This window comes from Mucilaginibacter sp. R-33 (genome assembly GCF_049949235.1).
Lineage (GTDB): Bacteria > Bacteroidota > Bacteroidia > Sphingobacteriales > Sphingobacteriaceae > Mucilaginibacter.
The window spans coordinates 5,383,736-5,399,272 of record NZ_CP188089.1 but is presented as its reverse complement, the minus strand read 5'-3'; the positions used below and the strand labels follow the sequence as shown (position 1 = coordinate 5,399,272).

The following is a 15,537-nucleotide window of genomic DNA, read 5'->3' as shown; positions in this document are numbered from 1 at the left end:
ACGATTTTTTCAATTTTAAGTTACTGCCTGCCGGCTTTCGGGTTTATTTTTACAAACGAAGAGCAATGACTTATGTTAATTCAGTACGAGATCGCTGCGTAAAGGATAATGGTCTGAAAGTTTTTTTTCGATCACCTTGTAGTTGAAAACCGAAAACTGCTGGCTGCTCATAATGTAATCTATCTGGTAATTGGGGAAATCGCCGTTATAAGTGCGGCCCAAGCCCGAGCCTTTTTCGCGGAATGAATTGTTTAAGCCTTTGGCCATTTGGTTAACAGCGAATGACGACGGGGTATCATTAAAATCGCCGGCTATAATATATGGGTAAGGGCATTGAGCCGCATGTGCTTTTACTTTGAAAACCTGTTCAGCCCTTTTCATAAAAGCTATTTTAAGCTTGCTCCCCAGGCGCTTGGTTGATTTAATGTCGGTTTTTCCTTTTTTTGATACGCTGTCGATGTATTTATAATCGTCCGGGTTAAAATTGATGGATTGCAGGTGGATATTATAATACCTGAAAATTTTATCTCCCTTTTTTATATCAGCATATAAGCACTGGTTGCCGGATGTTCTGTCGGCCGCAAGGCGGATCATACCTCTTGATAGGATAGGGAATTTCGAAAAGATAGCCATGCCAATGGCTTCACTGCTGTTAAAACTAAAAGGTTCAAAGTAAAAGTTATTGCTGCCTAATATTTTGTTGATCGAGTCGCGCGTTTCATACTGTCCTTTATTTCGGGTATAAAACTCCTGGAACCCTATCACATCCGGCTGTTCGCTATTGATGATCTCCAGGATTTCATGCTTGGTTGATATATCGTTATTAAAGCCAAAATGTTTAAAGTTATGCACGTTGTATGTCATGACATGTACAACATTGAGCCCGGGGGGCAGCGAAAAGCTTGATTTAAATCTGAACCCGATATTGTTATTAAGTACTCCCCAGCCAATTAAAATACTGACCAGAGAAAATAAAAACTGCCAGCGCTTGCGCAGCAGCCAATACAGCATCATGATTATATTAACCAATAGTATAGGAGGATAGGCAAGGCCGAAGAAAGCGAATAACCAATACTTGCGCGGATCAACCGAGGGGGCTAAATATCCTATCAGTAAAGCAAAACAGAAAAACAGGTTTATCCATAACAATACCCTGCTAAAAATACTTTGCTTTTTTTTTATCATTTATTCCTGTTTGCTTGCACGCGATAAAATTTCCCGCTCCTGTTTGCTTAAGCTATTGTAGCCCGATTGTGATATTTTGTCTAAAATGCGGTCGACCTCTTCCTGGCGTGGGTAGTCGGATGCGTTTTTGCCCATATTATTTGAAACCACTTTTAACCTGGGTTTCCGTTTAAACAGCCCGGCTATTCCGCCTACCCAATCATGGCCTTTTTGTAATTGCTTAATATACACAAATCCCATTAAAGCACCACCAAGGTGGGCTATTTCGCCGCCGGCGTTTGCACCAACTATACCCAAAAAATCAATAACCAGGATTACAAATACCAGCCATTTTAATTTTACCGGCCCAAATAAAATTAATGATATGGTGTAGTTGGGCAACAGGGTGGCCGTTGCCACAACAATGGCCATTACACTGGCCGATGCACCAACTATAGTACTGTTCTGCGCAGCGTTAGCACTGGTAAATGCAGGCAACAGGTTTAAGGCCAGCAGATATAACAAAGCACCGGCCAAGCCGCCCATTAAGTATAAACCTATAGTACGTTTATTACCAAGGTACTCTTCAAATATCTGCCCCATCCAATATAGCCAAAGCATATTGAACAGGATATGAAGTATACCTGCATGCATGAACATATAGGTTAACGGCGTCCAAAAGCGTTTAAGCAAATCTGGCAGGTATGCCGGCATGTTTAAATACTTATCGGCATAAAGTAAAATGATACTGCCCCCAAAATGCGTTAGTAACTGTTCAACTATTGCCGAAATGTTTATCGCCAGAAAAACAATCACATTAATGCCGATAAGCAGGTTCAGCCTATTGCCGGAGCGCAGCATTTTGTAGTGGATATTTTGCCAAAGGGTGCTCATAATAAAGCTGTATTACAAAGATAACTACTGTTATTAATAAAAATTGTTTGGCCGTTGTAATCGCCAAATTTTAACTAATAAAAACCCGATAAGCGCACCGCCAAGGTGTGCAAAATGCGCCACCGAATCTCCGGAAAATTGCTTTACCCCTAAAAATAACTCTATCACTACATATACAGGAATGATATATTTGGCCTTGATGGGCACAGGTATAAACAATATCATCAGTTCAAGATTTGGGAACAGCATGCCAAAAGCTATCAGCAAACCAAATATTGCTCCCGATGCCCCCACAATCGGTGTTGCATAAATATCAATAAGTTTTTCAGCATTTTCACCATATTCCGCATAAGATGACTGAAGTGAGGGATGGGCAATGGTAAAGCTGCCGGTTATGCCATGCACCTCTATGCCCTGTACCGCAATCTGAAAAAGAATTGCCCCTATTCCGCATAAAAAATAGAGGTTAAAAAATTTTTTTGAGCCAATAGCATATTCTACAATAGGGCCAAAAGAAAACAAGGCAAACATGTTGAAGAAAATATGGCCCCACCCCCCATGCAGGAACATGTAAGTAATGATTTGCCATAGCTTAAAATAAGGCGAATTAAAATAAAAGCCGCCTAACAATGGCACTATTTTGGCCTCATAAAATTGCCCAAACAATACAAATGGCAAAAAGCATATTATATTTATAATCAGCAGGTTTTTAACAACAGGTGTAAGGTTAGCAAAAGGCGATTGATTGTATCCGTTCATATATAATTTAGCCAGCAGCTATTTTTCAAATCGTTCCATTAATTCGTTCATCGTAAAGGTACTGATTACGGGCTTACCATTCAATGCCTGGTTAGGTGATTCACAGGCAAAAAGCTGGTCGATAAGCTGGTTCATTTCCTCCAGGGATAGCTTGGTTCCTGATTTAATAGCGCCGTTACGGGCCAGTGACCTGGCCAGGTTATCCCGTTTATCTAATTTAAGGATGGCCATATTGTTTTTAAAACCTTCCAGTAAATGTTCTAAAAGCTCATGCTCGCCAACGTTGTTCAGTTCGGCCGGGATCCCCTCTACTACCACAGTGTTTTTTCCAAATTCGCGGATGTCAAAACCCAGCGACCGGATATCAGGCAAAAGCTCTTTCAATAACTCAAAATCGGCACCGTTTAGTGTTACCGATTGCGGAAATAAGCTTTGCTGGCTCACCCCCGAATGATTTTGCAGCTGTTGTAAAAAGCGTTCGTACAAAATACGCTCATGCGCGGCCTGCTGGTTAATGAGCATAAAGCCCGATTTTATTTGCGACAGGATAAACCGGTTATGGATCTGGAACAGTTGCCGCTCGCTTGGTTTACTTACATCCTGCTCATCAACCGCTATGGTTTTTTCCTCGTGGATCTCGTGCTGAAAAAGGGTTTCCTTTTTACTGATCTCATACAAAGTATCCCAGTTTTGTGGAATAGGGTCTTTTTTATAACCTCCGCTCTCCCTCAAAAAGGGATGCTCCTGCCTGGGTTTTTCTGCTTTATCGGCAAAGGGGTTAAAGTTTGGATTAAAGGAAATAGTAGGGGCGATGATCTCCTCAAATGGTTTGGGGGTTATCAGGTGCTCGATGCTGTTTTCCTGGTCAAAATCCAGGCTGGGCGTAATGTTATATCTGCCTAATGACCGCTTTACTGCCGACCGGATTATGGCATAAATAGCCTTTTCATCCTGGTATTTGATCTCAGTTTTGGTAGGGTGTACGTTGATATCAATTTTTGAAGGGTCGATATCGATGAACAATACATAAAACGGAAAACAATCATCCGGCAATAGTTCTTCAAACGCTGTTGTTACAGCATGATTAAGGTACGAATCGCGGATGAAGCGGTTGTTTACAAAAAAGAACTGTTCGCCGCGGGTTTTACGTGCAAACTCAGGCTTACCTACAAATCCACGCAGCTTAATAATCGTTGTATCTTCTTCAACAGGTACCAGCCGCTGGTTATAATTATTGCCAAATAGGTGTACTATTCTTTGTTTAAGCGTGGTGCCTGGCAAATGATAAACTTCCTGGCTATCATGGTGAAGGGTGAAAAAGATTTCGGGATGTGCTAAGGCCACACGTTGAAACTCGTCAATAATATGGCGCATCTCTACCGGGTTGCTCTTTAAAAAATTACGGCGGGCCGGGGTATTATAAAACAGGTTTTTTATGGAGATGGATGTGCCCGCGTTAGTTGCACATGGCTCCTGGCTTATCACTTCGGAGCCTTCAATAGTTATACAACTGCCCAGTTCATCCTCATGGCGGCGGGTTTTCAGCTCTACCTGGGCAATAGCGGCGATAGACGCCATGGCTTCGCCCCTGAAACCCATGGTACGGATGGCGAACAGATCTTCGGCCTTGCGTATTTTTGAAGTTGCATGGCGCTCAAAGCACATACGGGCGTCGGTAAGGCTCATGCCGCAGCCATTATCAATAACCTGGATCAGTGATTTACCCGCATCTTTAATAATAAGCTGGATCTTATCTGCACCTGCGTCAATAGCGTTCTCAACCAATTCCTTTACCGCAGAAGCCGGTCGCTGCACTACTTCGCCCGCGGCAATCTGGTTGGCAACGGCATCCGGTAAAAGCTGAATAATGTCTGACATCTAAAAAAAACTCCCTCCAATTTCTATTTCGATGCTAAATTAAATATTTGAAGGCATAACTTTATGATTTGATAGTTGTATATACTTTTGTGGTTTAATACAATTACAATAAACATACAATTACTTTATGAAGAGACTATTGCCCGCGCTGCTATTACTGGCAGCGGCCTGCAAACAAAAGGAATACAATGCCGATATGCTGGTAAAAAACGCGGTTGTGTACACCGTAGATAGCAATTTTACAACAGCAGGCGCATTTGTAGTAAGCGGAGGAAAGATACTTGCAGTAGGCAATGCCGATTCCCTTGAACAAAAATACAACGCCCGCGAAGTAGTTGACGCGCAGGGCGCCGCGGTTTATCCCGGCTTTATTGACGCCCACGCCCATTTTTATGAATATGGTATGGGCCTGCAGGAAGTAAACCTGGTAGGCACCCATGGCTGGCCCGAAATTATCGATTCGGTAAAAGCTTATGCCGAGCGTAATACCGATGGCTGGATCATTGGTAATGGCTGGGACCAAAACGACTGGACTAATAAACATTTCCCCGATAAGGCAAAGCTGGATTCGCTGTTCCCGATGAGGCCGGTGATCCTTAGCCGTGTTGACGGGCACGCCGCTATAGCCAATCAGGCCGCACTGAACATTGCCGGTGTTAAACCGGGGCAAACCATTAATGGCGGCGAAATAGAAACCAGTAACGGGAAACTTACCGGTATTTTGATTGACAACGCGGTTGGTATAGTTACCCGTAAAATCCCTGAACCTACAGCCGCTATTATAGATACAGCCCTGCTATCGGCACAGAAAAATTGTTTTGCCGCTGGCTTAACTACAGTTGATGATTGCGGGCTGCCTTATACCATGGTAAACACCATTGCCGAGCTGCAAAATAAAGGCGACCTGAAAATGCGCCTGTATGTGATGCTGGCCGACCGACAGGAGAACTATGACTACCTGTTTAAGAAGGGAATCGTTAAAACGCCCCGTTTAAATGTAAGGGCTTTTAAAGTTTATGCCGATGGCGCCCTCGGTTCAAGAGGGGCCTGCTTGCTAAAACCTTATGCCGACTCGGCCAAATGGAGCGGCTTTTTGTTGAGTAACCCAAAGCATTTTGAAGAAATAGCTCCAAAAATAGCGGCCCGCGGTTTCCAGATGTGTACCCATGCCATTGGTGATTCGGCAGTGCGGGTAATGCTTAAGATTTATGCGGCTAATTTAAAAGGCAAAAACGACCTGAGGTGGCGTATCGAACATGCGCAGATAGTATCGCCGCAAGACCTGGACATGTTTGGCCAATACAGTATTGTCCCATCGGTACAGCCTACACACGCGACATCAGATATGTACTGGGCCGGTAAAAGACTGGGCCGCGAACGGCTTAAAACGGCTTATGCCTATAAACAATTGTTAAAGCAAAACGGGTGGATCCCTTTGGGTACCGATTTCCCGGTTGAGAACATTAATCCGCTTTATACGTTCTATGCAGCGGTTGAGCGCAAAGATTTGAAAGGTTTTCCGGAAGGTGGTTTTCAACCTGAAAACGCTCTGAGCCGGGTTGAAGCATTAAAGGGAATGACCATTTGGGCTGCCAAAGCCAATTTTGAAGAAAAAGAAAAAGGCAGCATTGAACCCGGTAAATACGCCGACTTTGTGATATTGGATAAAGATATTATGAAAGTAAAAGGCAGCGAGATCCCGGCAACCAAAGTGACCCAAACCTATATAAACGGAGTTAAAGTATATGATAAAAAATAAATGGGGCCGTGTTCCTTTAGTACTATTAGGGTTTGCATTATTTAATACCGCTTGCGCGCAAAATCCGCCGTTAACAGGGCAGGCCTTCATTGCCGAAGAACGGTTGGTGGGTAACTCCACCGTGTTGCTTAACAATGCCTCATACCTGGTGCCGCTGCAAAAGCTGGAGGATTTGAAAATTGCCAGTGTGCATTTCAATAACCAGTACGCCGCCGTTTTTGATAGCTTGCTTAATAAATATAACAATGTACAGCTGTTTGATGGTGCCGCTTATTCGGGTAATAAAACGCTGGCCAATCTTACTTCCGACCTGAAGTTTTACAACACCATTATAGTACAGGTAAATGATGCCGATTTAAGCAATCCGGATGTGATTGATTTTATCAGCACCAATCAAAAAAACAAGAACATAGTTGTAGCGGCTTTCGGCAGCGGTTCGCTATTGAGCAAGCTTGATGTTATAACCGCCCCCGTGATCTGGACAGAACGGGTATCCGAGGTGTCGGCCATGTACAGTGCCGAAGCTATATTCGGCGGGGTAAGTATCTCTCAAAAATTAGCTAAAAACTACAGTGCGGTTTATAAAACCGGGATGGGCTTTACTACCGAGAAAACGAGACTGCAATATACTGTTCCTGAAGAAGCCGGCATAAATGCTGCTAACCTGCAGGGAATAGATAAAATAGCACAGGAAGCCATCCGTGAGCATGCCACCCCCGGCTGCGTGGTATTGGTTGCTAAAGATGGTAAGGTGATATTTAATAAAGCTTACGGTTATCACACCTATGATAATGTGATCCCAGACAAGCTGACCGATATTTTTGACCTTGCCTCCATGACCAAAGTATCGGCAACCACTATGGAAACCATGCAGCTTACCGACCAGGGTAAATTAAGCCTGGAAAAAACCCTTGGCGATTATATTCCCCTTGCCCGTAAAAGCAATAAAAACGACATCCGGATCCGCGAAGTGCTGCTGCACCAGGCGGGCCTGATCCCCGATATCCAGTCGTTTGAAAAGGTAAAACCGACAGATCATAGTACCGATTCGTCTGCCGCTTACCCAACAAAAGTATCTGATCATTATTACCTGCGCAAAGACTATTATAAAGATGTAATGCTGCCCGACATGCTGAATTCTCCGCTGAAAACACGGGGACAGTACGTGTATAGTGATGTAAGCATGCTTTTTATGCAGGAGGTTGTTGAAAACATTACCGCCGTACCGCTCAACGTTTATGTACAGCAGCGTTTTTATACTCCGCTGGGGATGCAAACTGCAGGTTTCTTACCCTTATATCGCTTTACGCCCGACAGGATAATCCCTACCGAAAACGATAAGGAGTACCGCATGTCATTACTGGATGGATATGTACATGATCCAACTGCAGCGCTTTTAGGCGGTGTTGCCGGGCATGCCGGTCTGTTTGGCAGTGCCAATGATGTGGCTATATTATACCAGATGGTTTTAAACAAGGGGAGCTATGGCGGTGCCCAATATTTTAAGCCGGAGGTTGTTGACCTGTTCACCTCCAAACAATCGCCGGTGAGCCGCCGCGGACTGGGCTTTGACCGCTGGGACCCGATAGCCGAAAGACATTATCCTTCAAAACTGGCATCAGATCAGGCTTTTGGACATACCGGTTTTACAGGCACCTGTATCTGGGTTGATCCTAAATATAACCTGGTATATGTATTCCTGTCAAACAGGGTGAACCCCTCGGTGTCCAGTAAATTGGGCAGCCTTAATATCAGGCCGAGGATTCAGGACGTGGTATATGAGGCTATAACTAAAGGGTTGTAAGGGAATTTCGAAATTAGGGATTTTGATTTCGGATTTGCCCCATTATTTGCAGGGGCTGTATCGGGTTGTATTTTAGACAGATTTGACGGTTGAAATAAAAACGGGTATATTTGATATATGACAACATTAACCATACATCCTGCAGATGCAGATCAGGAAACTGCTATCCGGATTTTTTTGGATGCCCTGCATGTTGATTATAAAACGAGTGAAATAACGGATGATACTGCTTACTTGCTTTCTTCAGAAGCAAATGCTCAGCATCTGCAAAAATCAATTGAGCAAGAGCATCAAGGTAAAGTCACCAAACTTAACCTTGATGACATATGGAAACTATAAATTTTACTGACGAAGCGCTGACTGATCTTGAATACTGGAAGAAGAGCGGAAATATCATTATTCTTAAACGGATTCGTCAATTGATGCAGGCAATACAAATTGATCCGTTCAAAGGTATCGGTAAACCTGAAGCACTAAAACACAACCTTTCGGGTGCATGGTCAAGACGCATTAACCAGGAACATCGTATTGTTTACAAAGTAGAAGACCATATTATAACAGTTTACTCACTTAGGTTTCATTATACGAAGTAATATCCCACATCTTGGGAGAAAAGTTATCCTGAAATAAAATGCCTCTGGATTTTTATGATATAAATGATATCCACCTCAGTCAAAAACTATTTGAGTTAGATGAAACGGACATTGAAACTTTAGAGCCGGTATTGTCCAGTTTAAAAAAGACAACAGGGGTAACAATTGATCCTTATGGGACAACGCGGATATATGCAAATCATATCTGGCTTATGATATCACTGATTCAGAGATCTTTGTTAACATTAAACAATAGCATACAGAGTAAGCATGCAATATTAAGCCGGGTGCTCGCTCGTTTTAAAGAGGTTCAGGAGGGTTTTATAATTATAGGTGATTGAGGACGGATTGAACATTTTTTCAATAGTGAAGGAATAATAACTAAACTGGCGGATGGTCATCTTTTAAATAAAACCCTAAATTTATTTAATCCCGAAATCGAACATTCGCAATCCCAAATCAAAACGATGCGTTATTTCACGATCCAGCCACCGGCCGAGCTTAAACCTTATGTAAGATTTTACTGGGTGCTTGAGCATGAACTGAAGCCGGATCATTCGTCATATATTTATCGCTCTGTTGCTGATGCCTGTACCGAATTGGTATTTCACTACCGTTCGTCGTTTAATGAATTGAATGGGAAGAATGAGCAAAGCCCAAGCCTGTCAGGCATTCAATTTCAAACTACACAATATCGCAGGTTTATAACAACCGAAAGCTTTGGCATATTTGGCGCCTATATTTATCCTTTTGCAGTGCCTTATTTTTTTAACATCCCCAGCAGCCAAACCAGTAACCTCGCATTTGATTTCGATACGTTTTTAAGCCGGCCGGGCCAGGAGCTGGAAGAGCAGATCATGGTGGCCGGAAATAACCATAAACGGGCAGAGATCCTGTCTGCATTTTTAATAGCCCGGTTACGTCAAAATGTGTTAAAAGACGATCGCATAGCGGTAGCGATCAGGAATGTGATCCATAATAAACAATACAGAACGGTTGCTCAACTGGCTGATGCCTATAATTTATCGGCAAGGCAGTTCGACCGTAAATTTAAGGAGTCCGCGGGCTTTAGCCCTAAAACTTATATGCGGCTGGTGCGCCTTCAGGATGCCCTGACTCAATATAATGCAGATAAAACACTAACCCAAATAGCGCTGGAATGCGGGTATTACGACCAATCGCACTTTATTCATGACGTGAAGGAGTTTACCGGCTATCATCCGGGTTTTTATTTTTCAGGCAAGGCAGAGGGAACTGAATACCGGAACACATAATGTCCAGTTTTTACAATTTTGAGAACAGGGGGACAGCTAATTTTGAGAAAAAAACAAATTATGGCAACAATAAACATTCCCGAAAATTACCAGGCTGTAATGCCTTACCTCATTATTAAAAACGGCGCTCAGTTTATCGTGTTTACCCAAAAGGTTTTTGGCGCAACCGAACAAATTAAAACCATGCGCGATGGACACACCATTATGCACGCCGAGGTTAACATCAATGGCAGCACCATCATGTTTGCCGATTGTACCGATACTTACCAACAGCAAAATGCAGGTATGTTTGTATACGTAGAAAACTGTGACGAAACTTACCGGAAGGCCCTTGATAACGGAGCCGAAAGCGTTATGCCGCCGGCCGATCAACCATACGGCAGGAGTGCAGGGGTAAAAGACCCGTTCGGAAATACATGGTGGATTACTAACCCGCTATAAATAATTTGAATAATTTATGGAAATCAAACAGCGCCTGCATCTTATCCATAAAATTACAACCATGAAAAATCTTTTAACTGTTTTAGTGTGTCTGTTTTATGGAACTACCGCTTTTGCTCAGACAGTCCTACCTCAAACGTCACCGCCGCAAATTAAATCAGCTCAACCTTTGCAGGTAAAGCCAGATACCGGCAAAGCTTTGTTACACCCCAATCAAAGCCCCTCGTTTAAAGACACAACTAATGCATATAAAAGCTACCAGTCTAAGTCTCCCGCCGATTCCTTATACCGCCATTTACCTGATGCAAAGGAACGGCAGCCATTAATTATTGTTAACTCCAAAATCATTACTGGTCTTGGCCATATAAATCCAAATGATGTTGCTTGGTTGACAGTTTTTAAAGACAAGGATGTTCCAGCAAAGGTCGCCAACCTAAGCAGGTTTGGTACAATAATGATAACCCTTAAAAAAGGAGTGAAAATTGAAACAAATACTTTTGACGATATAAAAAGGAGGTTTGGAGTAAGTGGTAATGTGAGGTTTGCTGTTGACGGCTATTTTGTCGACGATGAAAGTATGCTCATTTCGGCGCAGGACATCAACGAAATAAACCTAACCTGAAAAAAGAATAAAGATGGGGCGCCGGATGTAACGATCAATATATGGATGCTCGTGCCTGAAGCCCGCAAAGGCCCTATTGCCGGAAGGCACTCAACTGATAAACCCGGTGAAATTTATATAAGGGGATTGGTATCAAAATAATTTTATTTCGGATAAAATCTTTTCCTTTGCCGGTCGTCATACATTAATATATGTACGCTTTTATTTTAGCATTACACTCTCTTACGCGCTGGTTTGTTTTGGCCAGCCTGCTTTTTGCCATTTATCGCGCTTACAGCGGATGGCTTACTAACAAAAGCTATTCAAAATTTGAAGACCGCGTACGGGTTATTACTACCAATATTGCCCATATCCAGCTAACTATTGGGCTCTGGCTGTATTTCATCAGCCCGATAGCCAATTATTTCATCAGCCATTTTAAAGAGGCGGTGCACGAGCGGCAGATCAGGTTTTTTGGCATGGAGCATGTTACCATGATGCTGATCGGCATTACGCTGATCACTGTTGCCTCATCAAAAGCCAAACGAAAAACACTTGATAAGGACAAATTTAAAACCACGGCCATTTGGCTAACCATTGCCCTGCTGGTTATTTTAAGTTCCATCCCCTGGTCGTTCTCGCCGTTGATCAGCCGCCCGTTATTCAGGCCGTTTTAAAATCCTGAGCCTTGAAAACGGAGAGGTCAACTTATTTTAGGGCGAACCACCTTACTCGGCAACGTCAATCACCAATTTACCGCTTGCCTTACCATTCTCTAAGATCTCGTGGGCTTGATTGGCGTTTGCCAATGTAAATGTACGCTCGTCCACCAGCGGAACAATTTTGCCGGCCTCAGCAAGTTTTGTAGCCTGCTGCATAATTTCACCATGATGTTTGCGGCCTCTACCGGAGAGCATCGGCATCAAAGTAAACACTCCGGAGTATGTAGCTCCCCGGAATGATAAGGGCGCCAGCTTATGCTCACCCCAGCCCAGGCAACTTACCACATGACCAGTATAATAACGCACCGCATTAAATGATGCATCTAAAGTAGCTCCGCCCAGGGTATCATATACAATGTCAAACCCTTCGCCGTTAGTATAATTGTTCACATATTCGTCAACAGTTGAGGCACGGTAATCAATAAAGGTAGCGCCAATGCTTTCAATATATTGCTGCTGGGCCGCGCTGCCGGTAGCATATACATCCGCGCCAAAAGCTTTCGCTACCTGAACCGCTAAATGGCCAACGCCTCCGGCACCACCATGTACCAGCACTTTTTGTCCCTCACGCACATTTGCCCTGTCTACGAGGCCTTCCCAGGCAGTAATAAAATTAAGCGGCATGGAAGCCGCCTGTCTGAAACTTAAGTGAGATGGTTTAATAGCAAGCAGGTCCGCATCAAAGGCAGCATATTGCGCGTAAGTACCCTGTAGCCCACCAATACCACCGGCAAGGCCATACACTTCGTCACCAGGTTTAAAAGTATTTACATCAGCACCAACTGCTTCAACTATGCCGGCAAAGTCCATCCCTAAAATGGCAGGTAAGGGCTGCCTGGCATGCCCGCCTTTACCGGTACGGATCTTATTATCCAATACGCTGACGCCGCTGGCTATAATACGCACCAGTACCTGGCCTTTGGAGGCAATTGGGCGGTCAACTACGGTTATTGTGAAAGGCGCATTTGCTTCAGGAGCGATAAGGGCCTGCATTGTTGTATTTTGAGTTTCCATTGTGTTGTTGTTTAATTACAATACAAAATTATACAAGGAGGCGACCATATTCCTTGTACAATTCCTCGTAACATTTGTACATTTACACTATGGTAAAAGATAATTTATACCAGCCTTTTGAAGTTGTTTTGCGCGAACCACTCAGCGCCTGTCCCCGCAGCGAACACTCACACAGCTTTTTCGAGTTTATTTATATCGTAAGCGGCACCGGAAAGCAGTGCATAAACAAAAGCAAGTTTACCTATAAACCCGGTCACCTGTTTTTACTTACACCTGATGACTCACATTATTTTGAGATACTAACCGAAACGCAGTTCCTGTTTATCCGTTTCAACCAACTTTACATTAAAGATCGCGGCCTTAGCAGCGAAACAACCGAGCATCTCAATTTTTTGCTAAAAAACGCAGGCCAGGCACCGGGATGCATATTAAAAACCGATGAAGACAAAGCCGTTGTAAAACCCATTATGCAGGCCATCATCAGTGAAAAAGAAAAAAAAGGGCTTTACAGTAAAGCGCTCCTGCAGCAATATATCAATACGGTTATAGTAATCGCCGCCCGTAATGTGGCTATGAGCATGCCCGATGATGTTAGTGAGAACACCGAAGAAAAAACGCTTGATATCCTGCAATACATCCAGGCCAACATCTACTTCCCCGAAAAACTAAAAGCTAAAGTCATAGCCGATAAAGCCGGAATCTCTGAAAACTACCTCGGCCAGTATTTTAAAAAACATACCGGCGAAACTATGCAGCAGTATATCATCAATTACAAACTCAAGCTGATTGAGAACCGTTTACTGCACAGCAACATGCGTATGGTTGAAATTGCCAACGAGCTTGGTTTTAATGATGAAAGCCACCTGAACCGTATTTTTAAAAAATACAGACATATGAACCCTTCGGATTTTAGGAAAGCGGGAGGAGAATTGCATACCCTTGTTTAATACGTTAAAGCCCGTCAGTTTTATATTAACGACCCAACAAAAACAAGAATTATATTTTAAAAATCGCCATGAATTGAAAATTTGATTAAAATATCTTCAAAAATTTCAAAATAATTTGCTTTTTTATCAAAAACACTTCATAAATTACAATTCTGAAAGATAACTGATTGTCAATTTTTAATTTATTGTAATTTTTTCATGGAAGAATCAGCTTATTTTGACAAATACAGCCCAATTGATAATGTTTGGGACGAAATGTATGACTTAGACGCTAATGTTCGGGAACATTACCGTAAAGTTATTGACTACATTTCGAAGGAATCGGCCGACGACCTGAACAAAAAGGAGGAGCTTGCCAAGCGCCTTTTCATGAGCCAGGGCATCACCTTTACCGTTTATAACAGCGGCGAAGGCATTGAAAAGATCTTTCCTTTTGATATTATCCCCCGTATCATCACTGCCGATGAATGGGCTTTTGTTGAGCGTGGCATCAAGCAGCGCCTTAACGCGCTTAATTTATTTCTGAAGGATATATACCACAATCAGTTTATTGTAAAGGACGGCATAGTACCCATTGATATTATTTATTCGTGTCCGCACTTTCTGCGCGAGATGTACCAGCTCCAGGTGCCTTATGATATTTATGTACATATTTCGGGCATCGACCTTATCCGTGATGAAGACGGCACTTTTTACGTGCTCGAAGATAACCTGCGCACCCCATCGGGCGTAAGTTATATGCTCGAGAACAGGGAGATCACCAAACGCTTGTTTCCTGACCTGCTGCCGCAATGCAGTGTGCGCAGCGTTACCGAATATCCGTCAATACTATATAAAAACCTGCTGGCGCTTTCACCCCGGCAAATCCATAACCCAACTATTGTTTTACTTACGCCGGGTATTTATAATTCGGCCTATTTTGAGCATACCACGCTGGCCCGCCTGATGGGGGTTGAATTGGTAGAAGGACGCGACCTGGTAGTGAACAACCATAAGGTGTACATGAAAACCACCACCGGGCTGCAACAGGTTGATGTGATCTACCGCCGGGTGGACGATGAATTTCTCGATCCCTTGGTATTTAACCCGGCAAGTATGCTTGGCGTAGCAGGCCTTATGGGCGCTTATCGCAAAGGAAACGTAGCCATAGTAAATGCTACAGGCACAGGCGTTGCCGACGATAAGGCGGTTTATGCCTATGTGCCAGATATGATCCGCTATTATCTGAACGAAGAGCCAATACTCAAAAACGTGCCAACACACCAGTTAGGCAATCCGGATGAACGCGAAATGGTATTTAAAAACCTCAATAAAATGGTGGTTAAGAAAACCAATGGCAGCGGCGGTTACGGGATGCTGATGGGACATGCGGCAAGCGAGCAGGAAATAGATGAATATAAAAAGGAAATCCTGAAAGATCCGCGTAATTTCATAGCACAGCCAACCATCAGTCTTTCGGCGGCGCCATGTTACATGCAGGGCGAACTAAAGCCACGAAGGGTTGATTTAAGGCCATACGCGCTGTACGGCCCCGATGGCATTGAAATTGTCCCAGGCGGCCTAACCCGTGTGGCGTTAAAAGAAGGGTCACTGGTGGTAAACAGCTCGCAGGGTGGCGGTAGTAAGGACACGTGGGTGTTAGCCTGAAAGGTAAAAGGCTTTTAAATCAAAATAAAAAACAAGAAGG

At 43.4% G+C, this 15,537-nt stretch carries 15 protein-coding genes; 10 read left to right on the top strand and 5 right to left on the bottom strand.

What is annotated here, in order from left to right:
• Positions 1–75 precede the first annotated feature (75 nt).
• From ACP26M_RS22305 to mutL, 4 genes are read right to left on the bottom strand one after another with little or no spacing between them, the layout of a single operon-like run.
• A complete protein-coding gene (locus ACP26M_RS22305; protein ID WP_426583411.1) occupies positions 76–1,185 on the bottom strand; it encodes an endonuclease/exonuclease/phosphatase family protein in 1,110 nt (369 codons plus the stop codon).
• Positions 1,186–2,058, bottom strand: a complete 873-nt coding sequence (locus tag ACP26M_RS22300; protein WP_426583409.1) for a rhomboid family intramembrane serine protease — start codon at positions 2,056–2,058, stop codon at positions 1,186–1,188. It abuts the gene before it with no gap.
• 33 nt (positions 2,059–2,091) lie between these two features.
• The gene (locus tag ACP26M_RS22295) at positions 2,092–2,817 is read right to left on the bottom strand and encodes a rhomboid family intramembrane serine protease (protein ID WP_426583407.1); all 726 of its coding nucleotides are present in this window, start codon (positions 2,815–2,817) and stop codon (positions 2,092–2,094) included.
• 18 nt (positions 2,818–2,835) lie between these two features.
• A complete protein-coding gene (gene mutL, locus ACP26M_RS22290; protein ID WP_426583405.1) occupies positions 2,836–4,695 on the bottom strand; it encodes a DNA mismatch repair endonuclease MutL in 1,860 nt (619 codons plus the stop codon).
• Between the two features lie 127 nt (positions 4,696–4,822).
• On the opposite strand from mutL, the gene ACP26M_RS22285 reads away from it, so the two are divergent.
• The 8 genes from ACP26M_RS22285 (at position 4,823) to ACP26M_RS22250 (ending at position 11,844) form a co-directional block, all read left to right on the top strand.
• Positions 4,823–6,454: an amidohydrolase gene (locus tag ACP26M_RS22285; protein WP_426583403.1), complete on the top strand. Its 1,632-nt coding sequence runs from the start codon at positions 4,823–4,825 to the stop codon at positions 6,452–6,454.
• Positions 6,441–8,258 carry a serine hydrolase domain-containing protein gene (locus ACP26M_RS22280; protein ID WP_426583402.1) on the top strand — a complete coding sequence of 606 codons (1,818 nt, stop codon included), beginning with the start codon at positions 6,441–6,443 and terminating at the stop codon, positions 8,256–8,258. Before ACP26M_RS22285 ends, ACP26M_RS22280 begins: the two co-directional genes overlap by 14 nt.
• A 117-nt stretch (positions 8,259–8,375) precedes the next feature.
• Positions 8,376–8,597: a DUF2683 family protein gene (locus ACP26M_RS22275; protein ID WP_090532581.1), complete on the top strand. Its 222-nt coding sequence runs from the start codon at positions 8,376–8,378 to the stop codon at positions 8,595–8,597.
• The gene (locus ACP26M_RS22270; RefSeq protein WP_426583401.1) at positions 8,585–8,851 is read left to right on the top strand and encodes a Txe/YoeB family addiction module toxin; all 267 of its coding nucleotides are present in this window, start codon (positions 8,585–8,587) and stop codon (positions 8,849–8,851) included. The genes ACP26M_RS22275 and ACP26M_RS22270 overlap by 13 nt, the downstream gene beginning before the upstream one ends.
• 467 nt (positions 8,852–9,318) lie before the next feature.
• Entirely contained in the window at positions 9,319–10,125 is an 807-nt protein-coding gene (locus tag ACP26M_RS22265; protein ID WP_426583399.1) for an AraC family transcriptional regulator, read from the top strand.
• 60 nt (positions 10,126–10,185) lie between these two features.
• The gene (locus ACP26M_RS22260) at positions 10,186–10,566 is read left to right on the top strand and encodes a VOC family protein (RefSeq protein WP_426583398.1); all 381 of its coding nucleotides are present in this window, start codon (positions 10,186–10,188) and stop codon (positions 10,564–10,566) included.
• A gap of 16 nt (positions 10,567–10,582) precedes the next feature.
• Positions 10,583–11,188 carry a hypothetical protein gene (locus ACP26M_RS22255; protein ID WP_426583397.1) on the top strand — a complete coding sequence of 202 codons (606 nt, stop codon included), beginning with the start codon at positions 10,583–10,585 and terminating at the stop codon, positions 11,186–11,188.
• Between the two features lie 191 nt (positions 11,189–11,379).
• Positions 11,380–11,844: a hypothetical protein gene (locus ACP26M_RS22250; protein ID WP_426583396.1), complete on the top strand. Its 465-nt coding sequence runs from the start codon at positions 11,380–11,382 to the stop codon at positions 11,842–11,844.
• 51 nt (positions 11,845–11,895) lie between these two features.
• Here ACP26M_RS22250 and ACP26M_RS22245 read toward each other — a convergent pair whose 3' ends face one another.
• Entirely contained in the window at positions 11,896–12,903 is a 1,008-nt protein-coding gene (locus ACP26M_RS22245) for a zinc-dependent alcohol dehydrogenase family protein (protein ID WP_426583395.1), read from the bottom strand.
• Between the two features lie 89 nt (positions 12,904–12,992).
• Between ACP26M_RS22245 and ACP26M_RS22240 the strand changes: the two genes are divergently transcribed.
• Positions 12,993–13,850 carry an AraC family transcriptional regulator gene (locus ACP26M_RS22240; protein ID WP_426583394.1) on the top strand — a complete coding sequence of 286 codons (858 nt, stop codon included), beginning with the start codon at positions 12,993–12,995 and terminating at the stop codon, positions 13,848–13,850.
• A gap of 198 nt (positions 13,851–14,048) precedes the next feature.
• Positions 14,049–15,497, top strand: coding sequence for a circularly permuted type 2 ATP-grasp protein (locus ACP26M_RS22235; RefSeq protein ID WP_426583393.1), 1,449 nt, complete (start codon positions 14,049–14,051; stop codon positions 15,495–15,497).
• Positions 15,498–15,537: the final 40 nt, after the last annotated feature.